The 17864-nt window shown below is 53.0% G+C and carries 16 protein-coding genes; 4 read left to right on the top strand and 12 right to left on the bottom strand.

The genetic code is table 11. From position 1 onward, the window contains the following. The first annotated feature begins 7 nt into the window (after positions 1-7). The 3 genes from P0G09_RS07005 to P0G09_RS06995 all read left to right on the top strand — a co-directional run bounded on the left by P0G09_RS07005 (position 8) and on the right by P0G09_RS06995 (position 4163). Positions 8-1399 (top strand): NYN domain-containing protein, encoded by a 1392-nt coding sequence (locus tag P0G09_RS07005; RefSeq protein ID WP_275252306.1) that lies wholly within the window; start codon positions 8-10, stop codon positions 1397-1399. A 29-nt stretch (positions 1400-1428) separates the two neighbouring features. Then, the gene (locus tag P0G09_RS07000) at positions 1429-3477 is read left to right on the top strand and encodes an ATP-dependent DNA helicase (protein WP_275252305.1); all 2049 of its coding nucleotides are present in this window, start codon (positions 1429-1431) and stop codon (positions 3475-3477) included. Positions 3478-3551: 74 nt separating this feature from the next. Continuing rightward, positions 3552-4163: a hypothetical protein gene (locus tag P0G09_RS06995; RefSeq protein WP_275252304.1), complete on the top strand. Its 612-nt coding sequence runs from the start codon at positions 3552-3554 to the stop codon at positions 4161-4163. Between the two features lie 276 nt (positions 4164-4439). Here the strand turns inward: P0G09_RS06995 and P0G09_RS06990 are convergent, their stop codons facing one another. Then, entirely contained in the window at positions 4440-5015 is a 576-nt protein-coding gene (locus P0G09_RS06990; protein WP_008816165.1) for an SLOG family protein, read from the bottom strand. Positions 5016-5166: 151 nt separating this feature from the next. Here P0G09_RS06990 and P0G09_RS06985 point away from each other — a divergent pair, with 151 nt between their 5' ends. Next, entirely contained in the window at positions 5167-5496 is a 330-nt protein-coding gene (locus P0G09_RS06985) for a helix-turn-helix transcriptional regulator (RefSeq protein ID WP_006573527.1), read from the top strand. Positions 5497-5639: 143 nt separating this feature from the next. On the opposite strand, the gene P0G09_RS06980 is transcribed toward P0G09_RS06985, so the two are convergent. The 11 genes from P0G09_RS06980 to P0G09_RS06930 are packed head-to-tail and all read right to left on the bottom strand — an operon-like array spanning position 5640 to position 17856. After that, the gene (locus P0G09_RS06980) at positions 5640-5861 is read right to left on the bottom strand and encodes a hypothetical protein (RefSeq protein WP_275252303.1); all 222 of its coding nucleotides are present in this window, start codon (positions 5859-5861) and stop codon (positions 5640-5642) included. After that, positions 5858-7630: an antirestriction protein ArdA gene (locus P0G09_RS06975; RefSeq protein WP_275252302.1), complete on the bottom strand. Its 1773-nt coding sequence runs from the start codon at positions 7628-7630 to the stop codon at positions 5858-5860. Before P0G09_RS06975 ends, P0G09_RS06980 begins: the two co-directional genes overlap by 4 nt. A gap of 13 nt (positions 7631-7643) precedes the next feature. Then, positions 7644-7859: a transposon-transfer assisting family protein gene (locus P0G09_RS06970; RefSeq protein ID WP_008396825.1), complete on the bottom strand. Its 216-nt coding sequence runs from the start codon at positions 7857-7859 to the stop codon at positions 7644-7646. A 1-nt stretch (position 7860) separates the two neighbouring features. Beyond that, on the bottom strand, positions 7861-9054 hold the full coding sequence (locus P0G09_RS06965; RefSeq protein WP_275252301.1) for a DNA mismatch repair protein MutS: 1194 nt from the start codon (positions 9052-9054) through the stop codon (positions 7861-7863). A gap of 12 nt (positions 9055-9066) precedes the next feature. Next, a complete protein-coding gene (locus P0G09_RS06960; protein WP_275252300.1) occupies positions 9067-10956 on the bottom strand; it encodes a DUF3849 domain-containing protein in 1890 nt (629 codons plus the stop codon). Positions 10957-10972: 16 nt separating this feature from the next. After that, on the bottom strand, positions 10973-11731 hold the full coding sequence (locus tag P0G09_RS06955) for a phosphoadenosine phosphosulfate reductase (protein ID WP_275252299.1): 759 nt from the start codon (positions 11729-11731) through the stop codon (positions 10973-10975). Next, positions 11728-13797, bottom strand: a complete 2070-nt coding sequence (locus P0G09_RS06950) for a DNA topoisomerase 3 (RefSeq protein WP_275252298.1) — start codon at positions 13795-13797, stop codon at positions 11728-11730. Before P0G09_RS06950 ends, P0G09_RS06955 begins: the two co-directional genes overlap by 4 nt. Next, complete coding sequence (locus tag P0G09_RS06945) at positions 13794-14573, bottom strand: DUF4366 domain-containing protein (protein WP_275252297.1); 780 nt, start codon at positions 14571-14573, stop codon at positions 13794-13796. The genes P0G09_RS06950 and P0G09_RS06945 overlap by 4 nt, the downstream gene beginning before the upstream one ends. Beyond that, on the bottom strand, positions 14566-14802 hold the full coding sequence (locus tag P0G09_RS06940; protein WP_006573549.1) for a DUF4315 family protein: 237 nt from the start codon (positions 14800-14802) through the stop codon (positions 14566-14568). The genes P0G09_RS06945 and P0G09_RS06940 overlap by 8 nt, the downstream gene beginning before the upstream one ends. 16 nt (positions 14803-14818) lie before the next feature. Then, positions 14819-17026 (bottom strand): C40 family peptidase, encoded by a 2208-nt coding sequence (locus P0G09_RS06935; protein ID WP_275252296.1) that lies wholly within the window; start codon positions 17024-17026, stop codon positions 14819-14821. Next, positions 17026-17856 (bottom strand): site-specific DNA-methyltransferase, encoded by an 831-nt coding sequence (locus P0G09_RS06930; RefSeq protein WP_275252373.1) that lies wholly within the window; start codon positions 17854-17856, stop codon positions 17026-17028. Before P0G09_RS06930 ends, P0G09_RS06935 begins: the two co-directional genes overlap by 1 nt. Positions 17857-17864: the final 8 nt, after the last annotated feature.

Here is a 17864-nt window from a genome sequence, read left to right as displayed (position 1 = left end):
GTAGATCATGGGCAATTCAGTCATGTTGAATGGCGTCGAATATGCCGGAGAGCAGATTGCCTACAAAGACAGCACCTATGAGCTTGTGTCAAAGGTCGCTTATCTGATCGGCGTCCCGCTCCGTATTTTTCAAAATGAACACGAGCCGCCGAAGATAGAGATATACGACCGGCTTGAACAGGATAAAAATGCCCGCATCATTCGTAATCTCTGTATCATCCGCACCGCCATTGAGCGCAATTACCGGAAAATAAATGACATCATGCGAATGGAATACCGTGGGCTTCTTTCGATGCCTGAGATCCTTCCAATGTCCAGTATGCAGCAGCTTTCAAATGACGGAATCAGCTTTATCAAAAAGTCGAGTACAAAGCTCTGCCACCACATTATCGAGATCAACCGGCTGATTTCAGACCGCATCAACAACTGCAAAAGCCTCTTTCCAATCTGGATTAACTGGGCGTACATAAAAGAGCTGTTCATCATGCCAAACGGTTTGACAGAGGACGGAACGAAAGATGCTGCGGACATCTATTACGCAAGTCTCTCCTACTACCCCTATCAAATGTATATCAACTGGATACCGATGGACGAGGGTAATGTCCTCTATAATGACAAGAAGTTTGCTACCCTGCTTTATCAATGGCATTGCGACGCCTTCACGGAATACAGTAAAGTCTCCGATGCAGGGGCTTTTGTAAAAAACAATATCTACGACTTCATAGATGACAGCGAGAAGACCGTATTGGTGGTGGACTGTGAAAACTCCGACCCGTACAAGCTGTGCGCCACGCTCAAAAACCTTGATTATGAAGTCATGCAGAAAATTACGGCGATCATTCTCTTTGATGACGTACACACCGCTACGGCATGGCGGATTCTTGAAAACTACACCCGCATCCCCGTTGAACATATCATGATTGAGCGGATCAAGCAGAACAAATCACTGGTAGACATCAAGCTCACCGCAAGAGCCTGTCAGGAACACTACCAGAAGCAAGTGGATTCCTTCGTCATTGTCTCAAGCGATTCCGACTACTGGGGGCTTATCTCTTCATTGCCGGACGCCAGATTTCTTGTCATGATTGAGCGGGAAAAATGCGGACCGGATATGAAGGCAGCACTTGCAGAATCCGGGATATTCTACTGCTATCTGGATGACTTCTACTCCGGCAACAGCGAGGACATCAAGAAAAACGCACTGTTCAAGGAGATGAACCGCTGGATTGACAACTCCGTTCACCTGAATGTCAACGATATGTTTGATGCAGCTCTGCGAAACACGAGGATCGAAATGTCTTCCGCAGAGCGGCGGCAGTTCTATGAGAAGCACATCAGGCACATGACGCTGACCATCGACGAGAACGGAAACGTCAGCATTGAGCTGAAACGCGGATAGCCTTGGTTTCTATTCCGGGAGGAATGTGGATGGACAACAGATTCTATTTTGGATTCAATACATCGGAGGAACGGAAAAAGCGCAGAAAAGCAGAGCTGTACTCCATGAGTGAGCAAGTCAGCACCTTCTTTTGGGATGAAGCCCCGCAGCATGGTTTGGAAATGCGTGAGGGACAGCAGGATATGTCCTTTGAGATTGTGGACGCCCTCATAAACGATCAGCATTTTGCGATTGAAGCTGGCGTGGGCATTGGAAAGTCCTTTGGCTATCTTGTGCCGGTGCTGCTGTACAGCAAACGCATGAACAAGCCGGTTATCATCGCAACCTCGACCATCGCGCTTCAAGAACAGCTCTGGCGCGATGTCCACGCGGTAATGCCCCTTCTTGGGCTGAACAGAGATGTCATCCTCGCAAAAGGACAGACCCATTATCTCTGCAACAAACGCGCAGATGAGTATATGTGTGACCCGAAGGCTGACCCACCGGACGCGCTCAATGAAGGAATCCAGCAGGGGTATGAGGAACGCAAGGATTTCCCGGAGGTTTTGCCGCAAGGCATCTGGGACAAGGTAAATGTGCAGCGGTTCAGCATGAAGAATTGCGGCTCCTGTGAAAAGAAGTGCAAATATTACAAAGTCCGCGCAGCATTAAAGTTTACGGATGGAGTGGTACTGTGCAATCAGGATTTTCTAACCCAGCATCTCATGAAACTCCGGCGCGGTCAGGACGGGCTGATTAACGCCGCCGCTGATCTGCTTGTCGTGGATGAAGCGCACAACTTGGATGATAAGGTGCGAAGTGCCACAACGGAGCGTTTCGGGCAAGGTATGCTCTTTGGGATGATTAAGAGCGCATTCTATGAGCTGCGATCCTCTGACCAGAGCAGCGTGTCCAGAGAAAAGCGAGAGGCAGAAAGCGCAATCATCGCCTTCTATAACTGCCTGAAAGCACAAGTCCAAAAGCAGATCAACGAGGCAGAACAGGATATGCGCTACGCTGACCGCTTTTTCTTCGACAACAATGGCAGTGCGATTGAACTGCTTACCGAGATGAACGCCGCCATACACAACCTTTCGTCCAGCATTCAGATTTATTCCAGCATGGATTTCAGAAACAACCGTTCCTTTGCTGCCTCTGATGATCTGGATGCCGTCAGCGAGTCCCTTTCAGAGCTTCTTGACCAGATAGACGATATGCTGATCTGGATTGAGCAGCACGGCAGCAACACGGAACTCGTCTATTGCCCTAAAAACACAAAAGAAATTGTGAGCCGCCTATACTTCAATGGTGATGAAAGAACCATCTTGACCTCTGCCACGCTGACGAACGCCACGAGCGGGTCTCTGGAAGAACAGTATTCTTACTTTATCAGCAATACCGGCTTTCCCGCTGGTGATCGCGGCTGCTTATCCGAGCCAAAGCCTTCCCCATATCCATACGATGAACACGCCATGATCTACTATTGCGACGATCTCCCGCACCCGACCAAAGAACATGAAGCCTTCATTGAAAAGGGCGTGGAGCGACTGCTTGAGATCCTGAGCATTTCCAATGGAAAGGCACTCGTGCTGTTTACGGCAAAGACCGACATGGAAGAGGTCTACTCCATTCTCAGTGAGAAAAATCTTCCGTACAAAATCCTGATGCAGCAGCCGGGATCGTCGCAGGATAAGGTGCTGCTTGAATTTAAGGAAGATACGAACTCCGTGCTTCTGGGGACGGGCGCATATTGGGAAGGTATCAGCATTGAAGGAAAAAGCCTTTCCAATGTCATCATTTTCCGGCTTCCGTTTCCTGTCCCCGATCCAATTATCGAGTATAAGTGTTCCATTGCTAAGGATGCTCTGATGGATGTTCGCGTTCCCGAAATGATTATCAAGCTCAAGCAAGGTATCGGGCGATTGATCCGCAATTTCACAGACACCGGCATTGTCTGCATCATCGACCGAAGACTGCGGGACGAGCCGCCTGAACGCTATCATGACATCACATGGGATTCCCTGCCCATCAAAAATCGTACAAGCAGTCTGGACGAACTGAGGAAGTTTTACGAAGGTCTGCCCTCAGCCAAGGAATGATGATACAAACGGCATTCTCTTCGGAAACATAGAACAGCCCCCCAAAAACGACAATCAGAAAACGGAGGTGTATCATGATGTACAATGAAAATCTGCACGAAGAAGAACAACATCTGATCCAGCAGATTGCCGAGCAAACAGAGAGAGGAAAAATCGCCTGGGAGCTGACGGAGTATAACCCGCTGTCATTTCTGAATGAGGACAAGATAGACAAAAACCCGGCAGTAATCTGTCAGTCCTTCTCCTTTGAGGCGATCATCGGCGGCTCCCGTTACGAGCTTGATGTCATGGAGAATATTGATGTGCCGTCCGGTATGGGAGACTACACCATAACCTTGACGCGGGATGAAATCGAAAATTATCTTAAAATTGAGGATGCGCTTTCCTTTGACTGTGACCGCTATGAATGCACACCGGAGGAAGTCGCAGAGCGATTTACGGACAGCCCCATTGTCCGTCTCTGCAACGCCATCATTCCTGCCACGCTTGGGCAGGAAGATTTAGAAGAGGTCTTCACATGGGCAAGGTTTTTCAACGAGACTGGCATTTCTGCAAAGCTGATGAATCATCCGCTGACCAAGCTCTGTGAAAAGCTGTTCGACGAACACCGTCTGATGGACTTCCATCGCTGCGTCTTGGATGTGGGCTATCGAAAGCTGCTCCTAAATGAACTGGCTCATAACTAAGACACGGAAAAACGCCCCCAACACTGTGCCAGACGCACAGTGCCGGGGGCGTTCCCGTTTCCAGCGATTTATTTTTCTCTCGGCAAGGGACTGTTCATAAGGTGACACTTTCCGTTTTACGAAGCCGTGAAAATTCGATGTGTTCCGTGGAGATGTTCACTGGGCAGCATACGCCGTACACGTTTCCAATAATCACCGAGTAGTGCAATGTGTATTCACTATCGGGAAATACTTCACGGTTTTCGCAACGCTTGATTCAGGAGTGGGATTTTTGCCTTATTCCCGCGTGACATCAAGGGAAACCGGATTGATAACGATGATAGATTTGCCCTTTTTGTGGGCATATCTCACGGTGTTCCCGGTACCGCTGGGGCATCCATTCCATACTGCGAGAATATAATCGGCGTGATCGACCATGTACCGATTTCTCTTGTCCATGCAGTCCGGCGTGTACTCCCGTTGCAGCATGGTCTCCTTGTCACACTTTGCCGCGATATTATAATACCGTTCCCGTGAAGCCACAGACCATTTGATAGCTTGTGTCTCACAAGGGATTGCACTTTCCAGAGTAATGTGAGGGTATTTTGATTTCAAATCGAGTACAATTTCCGCAGCGTACATATCGACGCCAAGAGCCATGCCGGTAATAAAATGCGTGACGCCCTCGTTCTCGATGAGTGCTACAATCTGATCCCGCATAACAGATTTCAAAGAAGTACAACGCTTATCGGATTCATCAAAGCCGAACGGAAGACTCTGCGGTCTATGACCGGTAAACGCACAAGTCTTGCCTTGAACGGATTGCTTTTCAGCTTTTTGAGCAGACTTTCTAAACTCAATAATGCGCGACATGACACCCCTTCTTTCACTCTTTTGGTAGGTAACTCCATTCTATCACCCTCATCACGGACAGTCAACGCATTGTCATTAGTAAAATCAACGACGGCGTACCGTGGATAATGACACCGCCGTTAGGTACACTAAATGCAAAGGTGGTGAGGCTATGCGAGAGAAGAAGGACATCAATATTGAAATCGGCGGCAATATTCAAGTGGCAAGAGAACAGGCGGGCTATACGCAGGACACGCTCTCAGAAATGCTTGGCATGACGCCGAATCACCTGAGCGCTATTGAGCGTGGTGCTTCCGGTATTTCTCTTGAAGCCTTGCAGCGTCTTTGCCGTTTGCTGGGCGTCAGTGCGGACCGAATTATCTTTGGGACCGATGAGCCAGAAGCGGAAGCCCTTGCGCTTGCCAGACGTATTTCGGATATAAAGCCGGAATACCGGCAACAGGTTCAAGAGCTGCTGTCCGCTATTTTGAATATGTCATAAAAAAAGAGCCTCTGCCGACACCCAAAACGGGCATCGACAGAGGCTCTTGGTTCGTTTTCCGGGCATTCAAACAAGTGCCGAAATCGACACTTATTTCCGCGCTAAAGAAGAAACTGCGCAGGGAATACAATCACTTAGGTTGGTCAATTTGCGCCGCTCTGGGGCTTGCTATCACAGGCTTTTTCGACCCCTAACTGTCTACACTGCGCCGCCTTGCGGGAGAAGTGCGGACAGGCGATGAGATCCGCACGGAAGCTCTGCTTGCAGCTATGGACGCAGCGGACGCAGAAGCGGTTATACCTCCTCCGTCCGCTGTCTCCTATGAAGAACGACCACTCCTGCCGCCATTTCTTACTTCTGCTCACAACTCAATCTCTCCTTTGTGCTTTTGGGGAGGGCAGCATTCCTTCTGCTTTTCAGCCTTTGCAGACTTGAGCCTGTCCATGATGGAGGACTTCTCGCCGGTTTCGGGGGCTTTGGCATCAAGGGTCTTGTCTTCCTTCGGACCGTTGTTGATGATCCCGTCAATCATGCCGTAGTCATCCTCCATCGACATCTCCGCCGCCTTGAGGTAGTTTTCCTTCTCAAGAGCTGCCATCCAGCTTTCCTTGCTGATACCGAGCATTCCGCCCTTTGCCGCATGATCGGCAATCTCTTTGGCATCTGCGCACAAGCCCTCGGTGTTATCCGAATAGAGACGGTAAACCTCGCATCCCTTCTCCAAAGCCTTCTCAGCCGCCTCCTGACCGGCGGGAAGAACGCCAGCCCATGCGTAGCCATAGTCCTTCATATCCTGAACAGTGAGCGTGGGATCGGGCATTTCCGGCACTTCCTTGACCTCAAGGTCGAGAAGGCAGAGCGTGTCATCGTCAAAGCCGTTGTAGACATCATCAAGGACGAGCTTGCCGCGCTCATCGACAATGATGCAAGCCGCCTCATCGCCGTAGGTGTCATGCTCCATCAGATAAAAGCTGTGACCGCCGATTTCGTGCTGGTCAATGGTGTGCCACGTCCCGATGTGACCGGCAACTGTCAGACCGGAGGTATCGGCGTTCATCTCAAAGTCCTTCTGCTCAACGCTCTCCTGATTCTGCTGTTCCTTCGAGATCATGGGGATTGCCACAATCTTATCGCCCAGCTTTGCAAACTGCTCCGGCACTTTGAAGTGGTCAGAGAACTTTTGCATCTGCTCTACGGTCAGAGAGCCGAAGCTGTCATCCGTCAAGCCGACTACCATGAATGTTCCGGCAACAACGTCGTAGATGTCACCATCCTCATCACGCAGAGCGCGGTTCAGAGGCAGACCTTCCAGCTTGCCTTCCTCGTTGCAGACTAAGGCAACAGGGTCTTCGTAGGGATAAATTGCCTCGATGCAGCCTCCGACCTCATGCTGCAAGGACTCCAGACCGGAGTCAATCTCCTTCACATAAGGCTCCTTTCCCGGCTCAACAATGAGAACGGCGATGGTGCTGTCACGCTCGGCGGCTTCCTCTGAGCCAGTAATCCGGTATTCGTCGGGAATATCGTCAAGCTCACCGTCAAACTGCCTGTCCCACCTCTCGCTTGCGACACGGACATAGCCCTCATCGGTGAAGCGTCCCTGCTCATCCATCGCAATGTCGCGCCCATAGCGTTCATAGTCGATGTAATCTGCCAGAGGACCGAGATCCTTTTCAGAGTAGATACCGGCTTCGTGGGCGTAATAGTAGCCGAGGTCGGATTCGTCGTTGATACCGGGCATGATGTCGTAGCAGTCCAGATTGAATGTCAGGTTGATGAGATCGTCGATGTCGCTGACCTCATCGCAGCCAGCCTCCATAATAGCAACGAGCTTTTCCTGATCGCTCAGGGAAAGCTCGTCAATCAAAACGGCAAGGTAGTTGAGCTTATCAAGGCTCTCGTACTCGCCAAGCATCTTCTGAACGCCATAGATCGGGCATTCGTAGTCGGTGATAAACCACTCTTCATAGGGCTGACCGAACTCGTCCTGCTTGCCGATCCCGATGCGCTCAAAGACCTTCTGCATCTCTTCCTCGGTGGTGGGTAGCTTCACCCACTCACCGACCAGCATACCCTCGTTGTACTTGCCAAGGTTCGTGACGAAGGCTTCAAAATCACCGTCTAATACGGGCATAGGCATCCTCCTTTCAGTCATCCACCATGCCGTCCGGCATGATATACAGTTCCTCAAACTCCGCGTCGGTCATGGCTTCGAGCTTCCGGACGGTCTTATACATCAGCTCCGCAATCTCACCGTCCATGTCGTTCAGGGTGACGCTCTTCATATCGTCGATCAGCCGCTTCCGGCTGGATGTGTTGAAGCAGCACATCAGGTTGATTTCTTCCACGGTAAAGTTTTTCATATCAGAGTTCCATATCCTTTCCTTTTGATTTCTGTGGTTTCGGTGTATGGGGCGGCTGGGCTTTCTGCGCGGATTTCAGTTTGTCGCGGATGGATTTACGGGCTGCGGGCTTCTTCGGGATGGTGTCGTAGATAGCAGTTCCGGCATCCTCCACATAGGAGCGGATATATTGGATGCTTTCAGAAAAGCGGATGGGGCGGTTCTTGTCCTCGATGTTGGTCAGCCGGACTTCATCAGCGGCAAAATCAACCGCTTCGATTCTGCACTTGATGCCATCCACATTCAGCGTCGCGCCGACAGGAATGTAATCTGCGGCTTTGAGTTCCTTGAAGGTCTCGCCGTCCTTGCTGAGAAAGACATCCGCTCCGAACTGCCAGAGCTTCTTTGATGCAGCTACCCATGCGCTTTCACGGAAACCAGTAACCGGCACGGAAGGCTTGCCGCGCACTTTCTTTTCAAGGAGTTTTGTGCCGAGAAGCGGCGCGGCTTTCTTTGCGTCCTTGCCGTACAGCTCAAAATAGCCGTTCTGATCAAAGCAGACCAGCGCATCCGGATGAGCCTTTTTGACTGCCTCATATTTGCGGAGTTCTGCGACGGGGAGCGGCGAAAGCACCTCTGTCCTATCTGCCTCCGGCAGTCTGTCACGGCGGCTTTTCTGCTGAGACAGCACTTCCGCCAGCGCATCCGCGTCCTTCGGGAGCGTCTGGTGGGTTATGACGCCGCCATGCTCACCGACCAGAGTCATTGCTGCATCGAAGCTGCTGCGGCAGGGGGCGTCCAGCACATAGCCGTCTGCGAAGGTCAACCGGTCATGATCCGGCGCAACTGCGTTCTGCGCCACATTTGCAGCCTGTTCCCGGTAGTTGATCTCAAAGACATCTCCGAACACCTTGCCGCGCTTGACGGTTTTCGGGACAATGACGCGGGCAACGCACTCGTCGTAGGTCTGTTCCGCATAGAAACGGAAGGTGTTGTGATCCCGCGTTCCCTGAATGAAGACCTGATTTTCGTTGAGGCAGTGCGTTCCGTGCGGGCGGCAGAACCACATCAGCGTCTTGTCTTCGGGATTCCGGCTTTCGGCGGCGCGGCGGATGATGCGCTTGTCGATGTCGAAGTCTTCCTTGTAGCTGTCTACATGACTGTCCACGAGCTTCTGCAGCTCCGCAACGATGTCAACGTCTGTGTATTTCTTCATGCGTCTCCTTTCTCACAACTCCATGTCGTGCGTTTTGGATTTGACCGGAGATTTCTGCTCCGGCTGCTGTTTTGCAGCAGTCCTGAGCTGATCACGGATGGAGGGCTTTTCCTGCTTCTGCTCCTGCTTGACGTATTCCAGCGTCGGCATCAGCTCACGGTAACAGCCCTGCGTTTTCCGCGCCGCATGACGGCGATGGATTTTGAACAGCGGCTCACCATTCTGCGTGACCGTGTTGCCATCGATCCTGACGCCGTTCCGCGCCAGCAGATTGAAGGAGTGGTTAGAGGCGCGATAGGACGCCCGCATTCCGTCGTTGTTATAGGCAATCTGCCCCTTGAGCGTGTCCATGACGGCGGCTTTGATTTCCTTCTCTTCGGCAGTCAGGCGGTGCGCCTTCGGTGCTTTCGCTGCTTCCTCCGGCAAGGGGGCAAAGGGAGACTTGACCTCCACGGTTTTTACCTCAATAGAGGTAATCTCATCGTTCTCCCATGCAACGACCTCCGGGTCTCTTTCCTCTGTTTTCTCAGAAGTGACTTCCTTCTGGGGTTCGGTCTGCTGACGGAACGCATCGACGAAAAGTGCTGTCAGTCCGGGATTGGGTTTATCCACAAGGAAGCGGGAGGCGTTTTCGGGGCAGACATCAACGGTCTTCGCCCATTCCTTGAGGGGCTGGGGAATGCGCCCGTCAAAGTCTTTCTGCTGAATGGTGTTTGCGAGGACATACCGGACGCGCTCCGGTGAGAACTGCTCAAGGACGCTTTTCACGGCAGCATCCGCATCCAGCCGGTTGTCTCCGTAGTTAGAACTGATTGCCGCCTCAATCGCACGGCGGCATTCCACGTTTGCAGCGAGAGAAGCACGATATGACTCCAGCTCACCGGCTTCATAGGCATAATTCGCCGTCTCGCGGTAAATGGGGACTTCCGGCTTTTCCTCCGGAACAGCTTCCTTTACGGGAGCTTCGACTTCCATCTCTGCGGACTGTGCTTTCTCTGCCAGCAACACCTTGAGCTTGGCGTCAATGCCCTCGATCATCTCAGCCGCCGTCTTGCGGATGGTGTCCAGAGAGCTTTTCAGTTCCTTGGTTTCCTTGCCGGATGACCAACCGGCGATGTAACCGAAGGAGTAGTCCGAGGTTTCAATGCCGTACCGTTGGCAGACGGTGTAGGCAACGCTTTCCGCTTCAACCTCCTTGGTGTGCCGATCCTTCTTATCTTCTGGCGCGGCTTTTTCATCCGGCTTGACGGCGTGGAGCTTTGCGTGGGCGATCTCGTGAATGGCGGTCTTGACCGTCTGGATTTCGCTCATGCCCTCCTGAATGGCAATGCGGCTTTCAACCGGAGAGAAGAATCCCTTTGCACCGCCCGGAATGTCCTCAAAGGAAATAGGGACGGGAGATTCCTGCCTGAGCGCATCGAAGAACGCCTCGTAGTTCTCGACGGTGCCTTTCAGTTCATCGACAACAATGTCCGGAAGCTCCTTGCCGTCCGTCTGTGAGACATCAAAGACACTCACCACCTTAAAGGCAGGGCGCAGAACTTCGACCGTTTCCGTGACAGTTTTTCCATCTGCGCCGATCACGGGCTTCTGCGTCACGGGGTCAATCTTCTCGCGCTCTTCCTGTGCCTTGTACGGCGCGGGTGCGAGAATCTTGATGCCTTTTTCGCCCTTCATGACCTGACGCTCAAAGTTGCGCTGCCACGAGGTATAACCGGCAACATAGGTTGCCTCTGGCTTCTGCATCGCAATGAGCAGCGTGTTGTTGAAGGAATAGTTGTAGAACTTGGACATCGTGCGGAGATATTCCTTGAACCGCTCGGATTCAAACAGCTCCTTGATGCCCTGTTCCAGCTTGTCCGTGATTTCGCGGACTTGCTGTGCATTTTTGTTTTCAGCCATCTCAAACCTCCATTTCTTATTTGCTTTTGGGCGAAGAAAACCCCGTCTGGGATTTGCTCAGTAAACGAGCCTTTACCTCAGACGGGGTTTCTCTGCGTGTCAGCCGACGATGAAAGATGTTATCCTCCTTCTCCCATTCAATCAGCCGGTCAAACAGCTCCGGGTGTTTTGTAATCATGTGCAACAGCTCTTCGTCGCTTGCGTTGGGACAGAACCAGCAGCCGTTTCTTCGGCAGTGAGCGTAGATTGGGGAAAGCAGCCCGTGCTCCTGACAGAGCTTGTAGGCGTCCGCCTCGGTCATGCCGTATTTGGCAAGCAGACTGACCTTCGTTACTCCATCCAGACGAGCAAGGCGTTTTGGCTCATCCTCCGCGATGCCGACATAGCTCACGGTGTCCGGCGAGAGTGCGGCATTGTACTTGCGGACGGGCGGGATTTTGCAGTCACGATTGACTGCACACATACCAGCCCATGCAAAACCGCGAACCTCGCCCTTGTGCGGTCCGCGGGTGATGACATGATGGAACACCTCATCGTAGGTCTTGTCCGCATGGAGAATGGTGAACTTGATGCCCAGCTCCTTTTCACAGAAGGGCTTGAGCCGGTCATAGATGAAGTCCCGGTGTTCCGGGACTTCGCCGCTTGTGTTCTTATCAAACATGACCTCGCTGAAAACCGCCTCGTCCAGCGGCTCATTGTGCTGTGCAGCCAGCAGGAGCGTTGCCACGCTGTCTTTGCCTCCGCTGCAAGAGGCAACATACTTCGGGCGACTCATCGGTCAAACTCCATCTTGAAGCTGACGTATTTGCCACCGCTGTCATCCAGCCGGATCACTGCGTCGTAGAGCTGAGGCTTCTTCGGTGTGTAAAGCCCGGTCACTCGACACCAGCCCTTGTCCAGCAGCTCCTTTGCAATCTTCTTGGTCAGCTTCTTTTTCTTACTGGAAAAGAACTTATTGTCTTCCCACAGGCAGAAGGAGCAGTCTTTATTCGAGCAGTAGAAGTTGCCCTTGCCGACGTAGACCGGAAAGCCGCAGCGGGGACATTTGCCGATTTCCTCCTTGCCCGTGCCGAAACGCTGGGCTTCGGCATCGGAGAGAAACGGATAGGCTTTCACGAGATCCCCGGTCATCCGGACAATGCCGCTGAGGAAGGCATCCGCATCCGCCTTGCCGCGCTCAATCTCCATGAGCGTGTTTTCCCATTCCGCCGTCATTGCGGGAGAGGTGATCTGTTCCGGCAGGACGCAGACAAGGTTGCAGCCGTCCTTTGTGGGAATGAGGGATTTGCCTTTACGCTCTGCAAAGCCGGACTTCACCAGCTTTTCAATGATACCGGCGCGAGTCGCGGGAGTGCCGAGACCTTTCTTCTCGGTGTCATCGTCAAACTGATCGTTTCCGGCAGTCTCCATTGCAGACAGGAGGGTATCTTCCGTGTACTGCTTCGGAGGCGTTGTGAAGTGTTCGGTGACACTGGCAGACACACCATCCAGCATATCGCCTTCATGGACTTCGGGCAGGGACTTCATGGGATCATCACTTTCCTTCGTCTTGAGGGATGCCTTGAACAGCTCTTCAACGGCTTTCCAGCCGTTTTGAACAACGGTCTTGCCCTTGGTTTTGAACACATAACCCTCGCAGGAGAGCGTGATCTGCGTTTCTGCGTAGGTGTGCTTCTCGCCGGTCGCACACAGAAGGCGCATCCCGACAAGATTGAGAATTTTCTGCTCCGACTGAGGGAGTGCGGAAACATCCTGCTTTTCAAGCTGGACGGTTGGGAGAATGGCGTGGTGATCTGTGACCTTGCTGTTGTCGGTTACGCGGGCAATGTCCGGAGTAACCGAAACACCGGAGAAAAGCGGAAGCTGGCGGCAGACGATAGAAATGACCTGACGGGCGGTGTCCTCCATATCATCCGTGATGAACTGACTATCCGTGCGCGGATAGGTCAGGAGCTTCTTTTCGTAGAGCGTCTGAACGAGATCGAGCGTCTGCTGGGCAGTGAAGCCGTAGTAGCGGTTTGCCTCGCGCTGCAAGGTGGTCAGATCGTAGAGCTTCGGAGGATTGACGGTCTTCGTTTCCTGCCTGAGAGAAGAAACGACGGCTTGCTTTTTCTCGCAAGCCGCCGCAATCTTCTTTGCTTCCTCTTCGGTTTTGACCTTTTCCAGATCGGCAGTCAGATCACCCTTGCCGACATGGACGTTGAAATACTTCTCCTTCTGGAAGGTGGAGATTTTCCCGTCACGCTCCACCAGCATTGCAAGGGTCGGCGTCTGGACGCGCCCGACCACCAGCTTCTTGTGATAGAGCGTGGTAAACAGGCGGGTTCCGTTGATGCCGACAATCCAGTCCGCCTTCGAGCGGCTGAGTGCCGCTTCATAGAGACGGTCATATTCCTTGCCGTCCCGGAGATGCTGGAACCCTTCGCGGATGGCGGAGTCCTCCAACGAGCTGATCCACAGACGCTTGAAGGGCTTGGTGCATCCGGCTTTGTTGTAGACCAGCCGGAAGATCAGCTCACCTTCGCGTCCTGCATCGGTTGCGCAGACAAGCTCGGTGACGCGCTTGTCCTTCATGAGAGCGGACAACACCTTGAACTGCTGGGCTTTGTTCTGCGTGACCTCAAACATCCAGCTTTCCGGAACAATGGGCAGATCGTCATATCGCCACTTGGCATACCGTTCATCGTAGGAGCTGGCGTCTGCCAGCTCCACCAGATGACCGAAGCACCATGAAACGATGTAATTGCCGCCCTCCATGTAGCCGTCCTTGCGGGATGTCGCGCCCAACACCTTTGCGATGGACTGGGCAACGCTGGGCTTTTCAGCAATGACTAAGATCAATCTTCATCACCATCCGTTTCAGCATCCTCCGCAATCTGCGGCTCTTCATCCTCGTTGATGTACGGCTCTTCCTCGTAGCCTTCATCGTCGAAGAAGTCCATGTCCTCATCCTTGGGCTTTCTGCCCTTGACGAACTTGATGTAGTAATAAGCTGCACCCGCAGCACCGGCAAGGGCAAAGATGACGAGGATCATGCCGATGTTGGATTTCTTTTCGGGCTTGGTCTCCGGCACTTCGGTTTCCGCATCCTTGTCCGGCTCAGGCGTAACGGGGGCTGTGCCGGTGCATTCGCTCATGTTGGTCTTGCAGACCGGGCAGTCGGTGTTGACCTGACCGGCAGCGCATTTCTCTTTGCAGTTACAGGTGGTCAGCGCAGCCGCAGTATCTTCATCCAGCAGTGCAAGCAGGTCGCTTTCATCGACCATGTTGAGGAAGTACGTCTGGTACTGTTCCTCATCCTCGTTGATGGGCGCATCGTAGTCAATGACAATATAGAAGGTGTTGCCGTTCTTCGTCTGGATGGTGATGAACTGCTTGTTGGTTGCCTTGTCATAGAGCAAGTCACGGGTGTAGGCGTTGCCCTCATCGTCAATCGGCTCACCCTTCGGCTTTTCCGGCGTGGGAGTGACTGCGGGCTGCTGTTCCGGCTGGGTTGCCTCCGTAACCGGAAGGTTCTGCTCGGTATCATCGGCGTAGGCAAACGCCGTCACCGAGAAGCAGGACAGAACCATGATGCAGACCGCAAGGACGGTCAGAAAACGAAACTTCTTACGCATTGTCGATTACCTCCGTATTTTCAGCGGGCTTGGTGCCGCCCTTCATGGAAGACAGGAACGCCATGATCTGATCCTTGTCCATCACCATAGAGCGCACGGTGTTGATGATTTCAAGGTTTTCCAGCTCTGTCTTTTTGTCGTACAGCTCCTTGAGCTGACCTTCGATTTCGGATTTCTTCTTTTCAGCCTTCTCGATGTCGGAGAGGACTTTCTGATACTTGGGATTCATGCAAAACTCCTTTCTTTTAATAGGCGGGTCTTCCGAAGGCGTAGAAATGCTGCTGCCAATAGGAAGAGTTGATAGATGTGTACTGAATGGGATCGCCGCAGTGGATCATGACCCCATCACCAACGTAGATGCCGACGTGAGACACGCCGGGGGTGTCATACGTCCCGACGAAAAAGATAAGATCACCGGGCTGTGCATTCGCCTTTGAAACCGGCGTACAGACGTTGTAAAGCCCTTGTGCGCCAAGCCGTCCGGTATTTACAAGACCGCTGTTCGTGAGAACATAGCTGACAAAGCCGGAGCAGTCAAAGGACGTGTCTGGATTGGAGCCGCCCCACACATACGGATAGCCGAGATACTTTTCCGCCTCAGTAATCAGCGTCGCAAACTTCTCATCGTTCAGGTATTCCGGGTTGACATCGTAGTCGGCGGGAGGATTGGTGATGTACTTGTCCACATAGGGAGAGTCACCGAACAGATCCTCGCGGTTGCCAAGCACAGACATATACGTCGCGTACATGGAAAGCTGTTCCTGAGACATGATATAGACCGGAACGTGGGAGAGATTGAAGTTTTCGAGCTTCACGTTGCAGATGTAGTAGTCATACGGGACGCGGTAGGTTTCCGTGTGCGTGTTGCCGTCTGCATCCGTCCATGTATCAGTCTCCGTGCGGTATCTGGTTTCGACGATGACCTCTTCGGTGAGAATGTACTGCTTTTCAAACAGCATTTGGAGCGTACCCTGCACCTCGTCCAGCGTGAACTCGCCCTCATGGAGAGCCGAGAGAATGGAGATCAGCACATAGGGGTCATGCTCAATATCGTCCAGATCGAAGTGATACTCGTCATAGTCATGAGTGCTTTCATAGGTGTCGAGATAGCGTTGCAGCTCTTGCTCCATCCGGCAATACTGCGCCTCTGCGCCGAGCATCGCGTCATCCTCGCTGAGATAAGAGGAAGCGATAACCGACGAGCCGGTAGAGGTGAGCATCGAACACGAGCTGATTCCGGCACCGAGCAGCACGAGAAGGGCAATTCCGACGCCGATCCAGATAAAGACCTTCTTGTTCTTCTCAAAGAACTCCTTAATCTTGTCGGATGCCTTCTCTCCGAGCTTCTTGCCGGTATTCTTTGTGGCAGTCCCGGCAGTCTGAGAACCGGCATTTCGAGCGGCGGCATATTCCTTCTTGATGTTCTGCTTCTGGTAGTGCTTGTTCATGTTCTGCTTCTTCATCTCAGGATGCTCCTGCTGATTTCTCTCATATTGGAGCTTCGCATCAGCGACATCCGCCTTGTGTTCCAACTTGGAGACCTTCTCATAAGGCTTGTTGACGCTGCTTTCCCGATGATGACTGAAATGCCGAGCGGCAGTCTCAGCGGCGATCTCCGTTTTATGCGCCGCCTCAACCGCCGAGTTTTCCTGTTCGACCTCATGGATTTTGCCGTGAATGCCGGAAGCGAGAGTGTCACCAACCTTGCGGACGGTTTTATCCGCTTCAAATTGCAGCTTGCCTTTGCCCTTGGGCTTTTTCAGCTCATCCTCAAAATGAAGGCGGGTTTTGCCCTTGCCGGTTTCCTCATTAAAGACACGCTCTTTCTTGAGGACCTTGTGCGTGGGCAGCTTCTCGCGGGCAGCGTCCAGACGCTCATGCGCCTTCTCGGACTTCCTTTCGAGCTTCTGCATCCGCTTCGTGGGCGGGACGGCATCGTCCGAGACCGGCTTTGCGGAGGCAGTCTCCGCCGCTTGGGAGAGAACGGCATCCGCGTCAACGGCATCAACCGCAGAGGTCTTGCGCAGCTTGTGCGTGACAACCGTTTCGGCAATCACCGTGCCGGTATGAGAAGAAACGGTGTGCTGCTCCAAAACAGGAGGCTTGAACGGCGTTTCTGACGAGGGCAGCGGTTCAGGTACATTCTGGGGTGGATTTTCTGCCCTTTTCTCTTCTGTGACGGACGTTTCAGAGGGCGGCTGCGTGTCGCTATCCTCAGCGTGTTCCGCCTGAAACTGACGCTGCTGACGGCGCATCTGCACCTTTTTCTGTTCCTCCGCAGAAAGAGCTTCGGAAGGCTCGGCTGTCTCAGCGGGCTTCACCAGCTCCGCATCTTCCAGCCGCTTTGACACACGCTGCTCGGTGCCAGCCGTCAGGTTTTCCTCAACCGCGCCCTCCCGTGTCATCCGCACGACTACCTTGTCGCGGGCTTTGAGTTCCGGTTCCTTGGACATCAGATTTCACCTCCAATCCGCTTGTAGGCAAGCTCGGTGTATTCAGGGTTCAGCTCGATGCCCACGAAATGCCGTCCCATCTGTGAGGCAACCATACCGGTTGTGCCGCTCCCCATGAAGGGATCAAGCACAATGCCGCCTTCGGGACAACCGGCGAGAAGACAGGTCTCAACCAGTTTCGGAGGGTAGGCGGCGTAGTGACCGCCCTTGAAGGGGACGGTGTTGATCTTCCAGACATCGCGCTTGTTGCGAAGCGGATTGATGTCACTATCCTTGATCTCGCCATGCTCACGGGGGCGGTTGATGGACTGCGGCTGAGGCTGACCGGGAACGGGCTTGCCGTATTTGTTGCCGCCCTTCATGCCGCGCTTGAGGCGTTCTGCCGTTGCAGGGGCAATCGGCTCGGAGATCGCCTTGTAGTCGAAGAAATACTTTTTCGACTTGGAGAACAGAAAGATATGCTCATAGCAGCGGGCGCAGCGGTCTTTGACACTCTCCGGCATGGGGTTATCCTTCATCCAGATGATGTCGTTGCGCAGATACCAACCGGTATCGCGGAGGGCAAAAGCCAGCATCCACGGGATGCCGATCATGTCCTTCGGCTTGCAGCCCTCAACCTTGTTGTTGAGAGCCACAGCCTGACCGTTTCTGCCGTTGGGGTTCTTCGGGTCAATGAAATCGCCCTGATTGCCCTTTCCGGCGTAGGTGTCCGAGATGTTCAGCCAGAGCGTACCGTCCGGACGCAAAACGCGCCTGACTTCGGTAAATACTTCCGTCAGGCGCGAGATATATTCCTTCGGCGTTGTCTCTCTGCCGATCTGAGCCTCCATGCCGTAAT

It is taken from the genome of Faecalibacterium sp. DFI.5.82 (genome assembly GCF_029076575.1).
GTDB classification, from domain to species: domain Bacteria; phylum Bacillota; class Clostridia; order Oscillospirales; family Ruminococcaceae; genus Faecalibacterium; species Faecalibacterium duncaniae.
This window is presented reverse-complemented; position numbering and strand designations above follow the sequence as displayed.

Coding starts and splice junctions, on each gene's coding strand:
- P0G09_RS06935 (WP_275252296.1), bottom strand. CDS start 17,026: ATGTCCAAGGAACCGGAACTCAAAGCCCGCGACAAGGTAGTCGTGCGG.
- P0G09_RS07000 (WP_275252305.1), top strand. CDS start 1,429: ATGGACAACAGATTCTATTTTGGATTCAATACATCGGAGGAACGGAAA.
- P0G09_RS06945 (WP_275252297.1), bottom strand. CDS start 14,573: ATGCGTAAGAAGTTTCGTTTTCTGACCGTCCTTGCGGTCTGCATCATG.
- P0G09_RS06930 (WP_275252373.1), bottom strand. CDS start 17,856: ATGGAGGCTCAGATCGGCAGAGAGACAACGCCGAAGGAATATATCTCG.
- P0G09_RS06955 (WP_275252299.1), bottom strand. CDS start 11,731: ATGAGTCGCCCGAAGTATGTTGCCTCTTGCAGCGGAGGCAAAGACAGC.
- P0G09_RS06985 (WP_006573527.1), top strand. CDS start 5,167: ATGCGAGAGAAGAAGGACATCAATATTGAAATCGGCGGCAATATTCAA.
- P0G09_RS06940 (WP_006573549.1), bottom strand. CDS start 14,802: ATGAATCCCAAGTATCAGAAAGTCCTCTCCGACATCGAGAAGGCTGAA.
- P0G09_RS06960 (WP_275252300.1), bottom strand. CDS start 10,956: ATGGCTGAAAACAAAAATGCACAGCAAGTCCGCGAAATCACGGACAAG.
- P0G09_RS06975 (WP_275252302.1), bottom strand. CDS start 7,630: ATGCCCGTATTAGACGGTGATTTTGAAGCCTTCGTCACGAACCTTGGC.
- P0G09_RS06990 (WP_008816165.1), bottom strand. CDS start 5,015: ATGTCGCGCATTATTGAGTTTAGAAAGTCTGCTCAAAAAGCTGAAAAG.
- P0G09_RS06965 (WP_275252301.1), bottom strand. CDS start 9,054: ATGAAGAAATACACAGACGTTGACATCGTTGCGGAGCTGCAGAAGCTC.
- P0G09_RS07005 (WP_275252306.1), top strand. CDS start 8: ATGGGCAATTCAGTCATGTTGAATGGCGTCGAATATGCCGGAGAGCAG.
- P0G09_RS06970 (WP_008396825.1), bottom strand. CDS start 7,859: ATGAAAAACTTTACCGTGGAAGAAATCAACCTGATGTGCTGCTTCAAC.
- P0G09_RS06995 (WP_275252304.1), top strand. CDS start 3,552: ATGATGTACAATGAAAATCTGCACGAAGAAGAACAACATCTGATCCAG.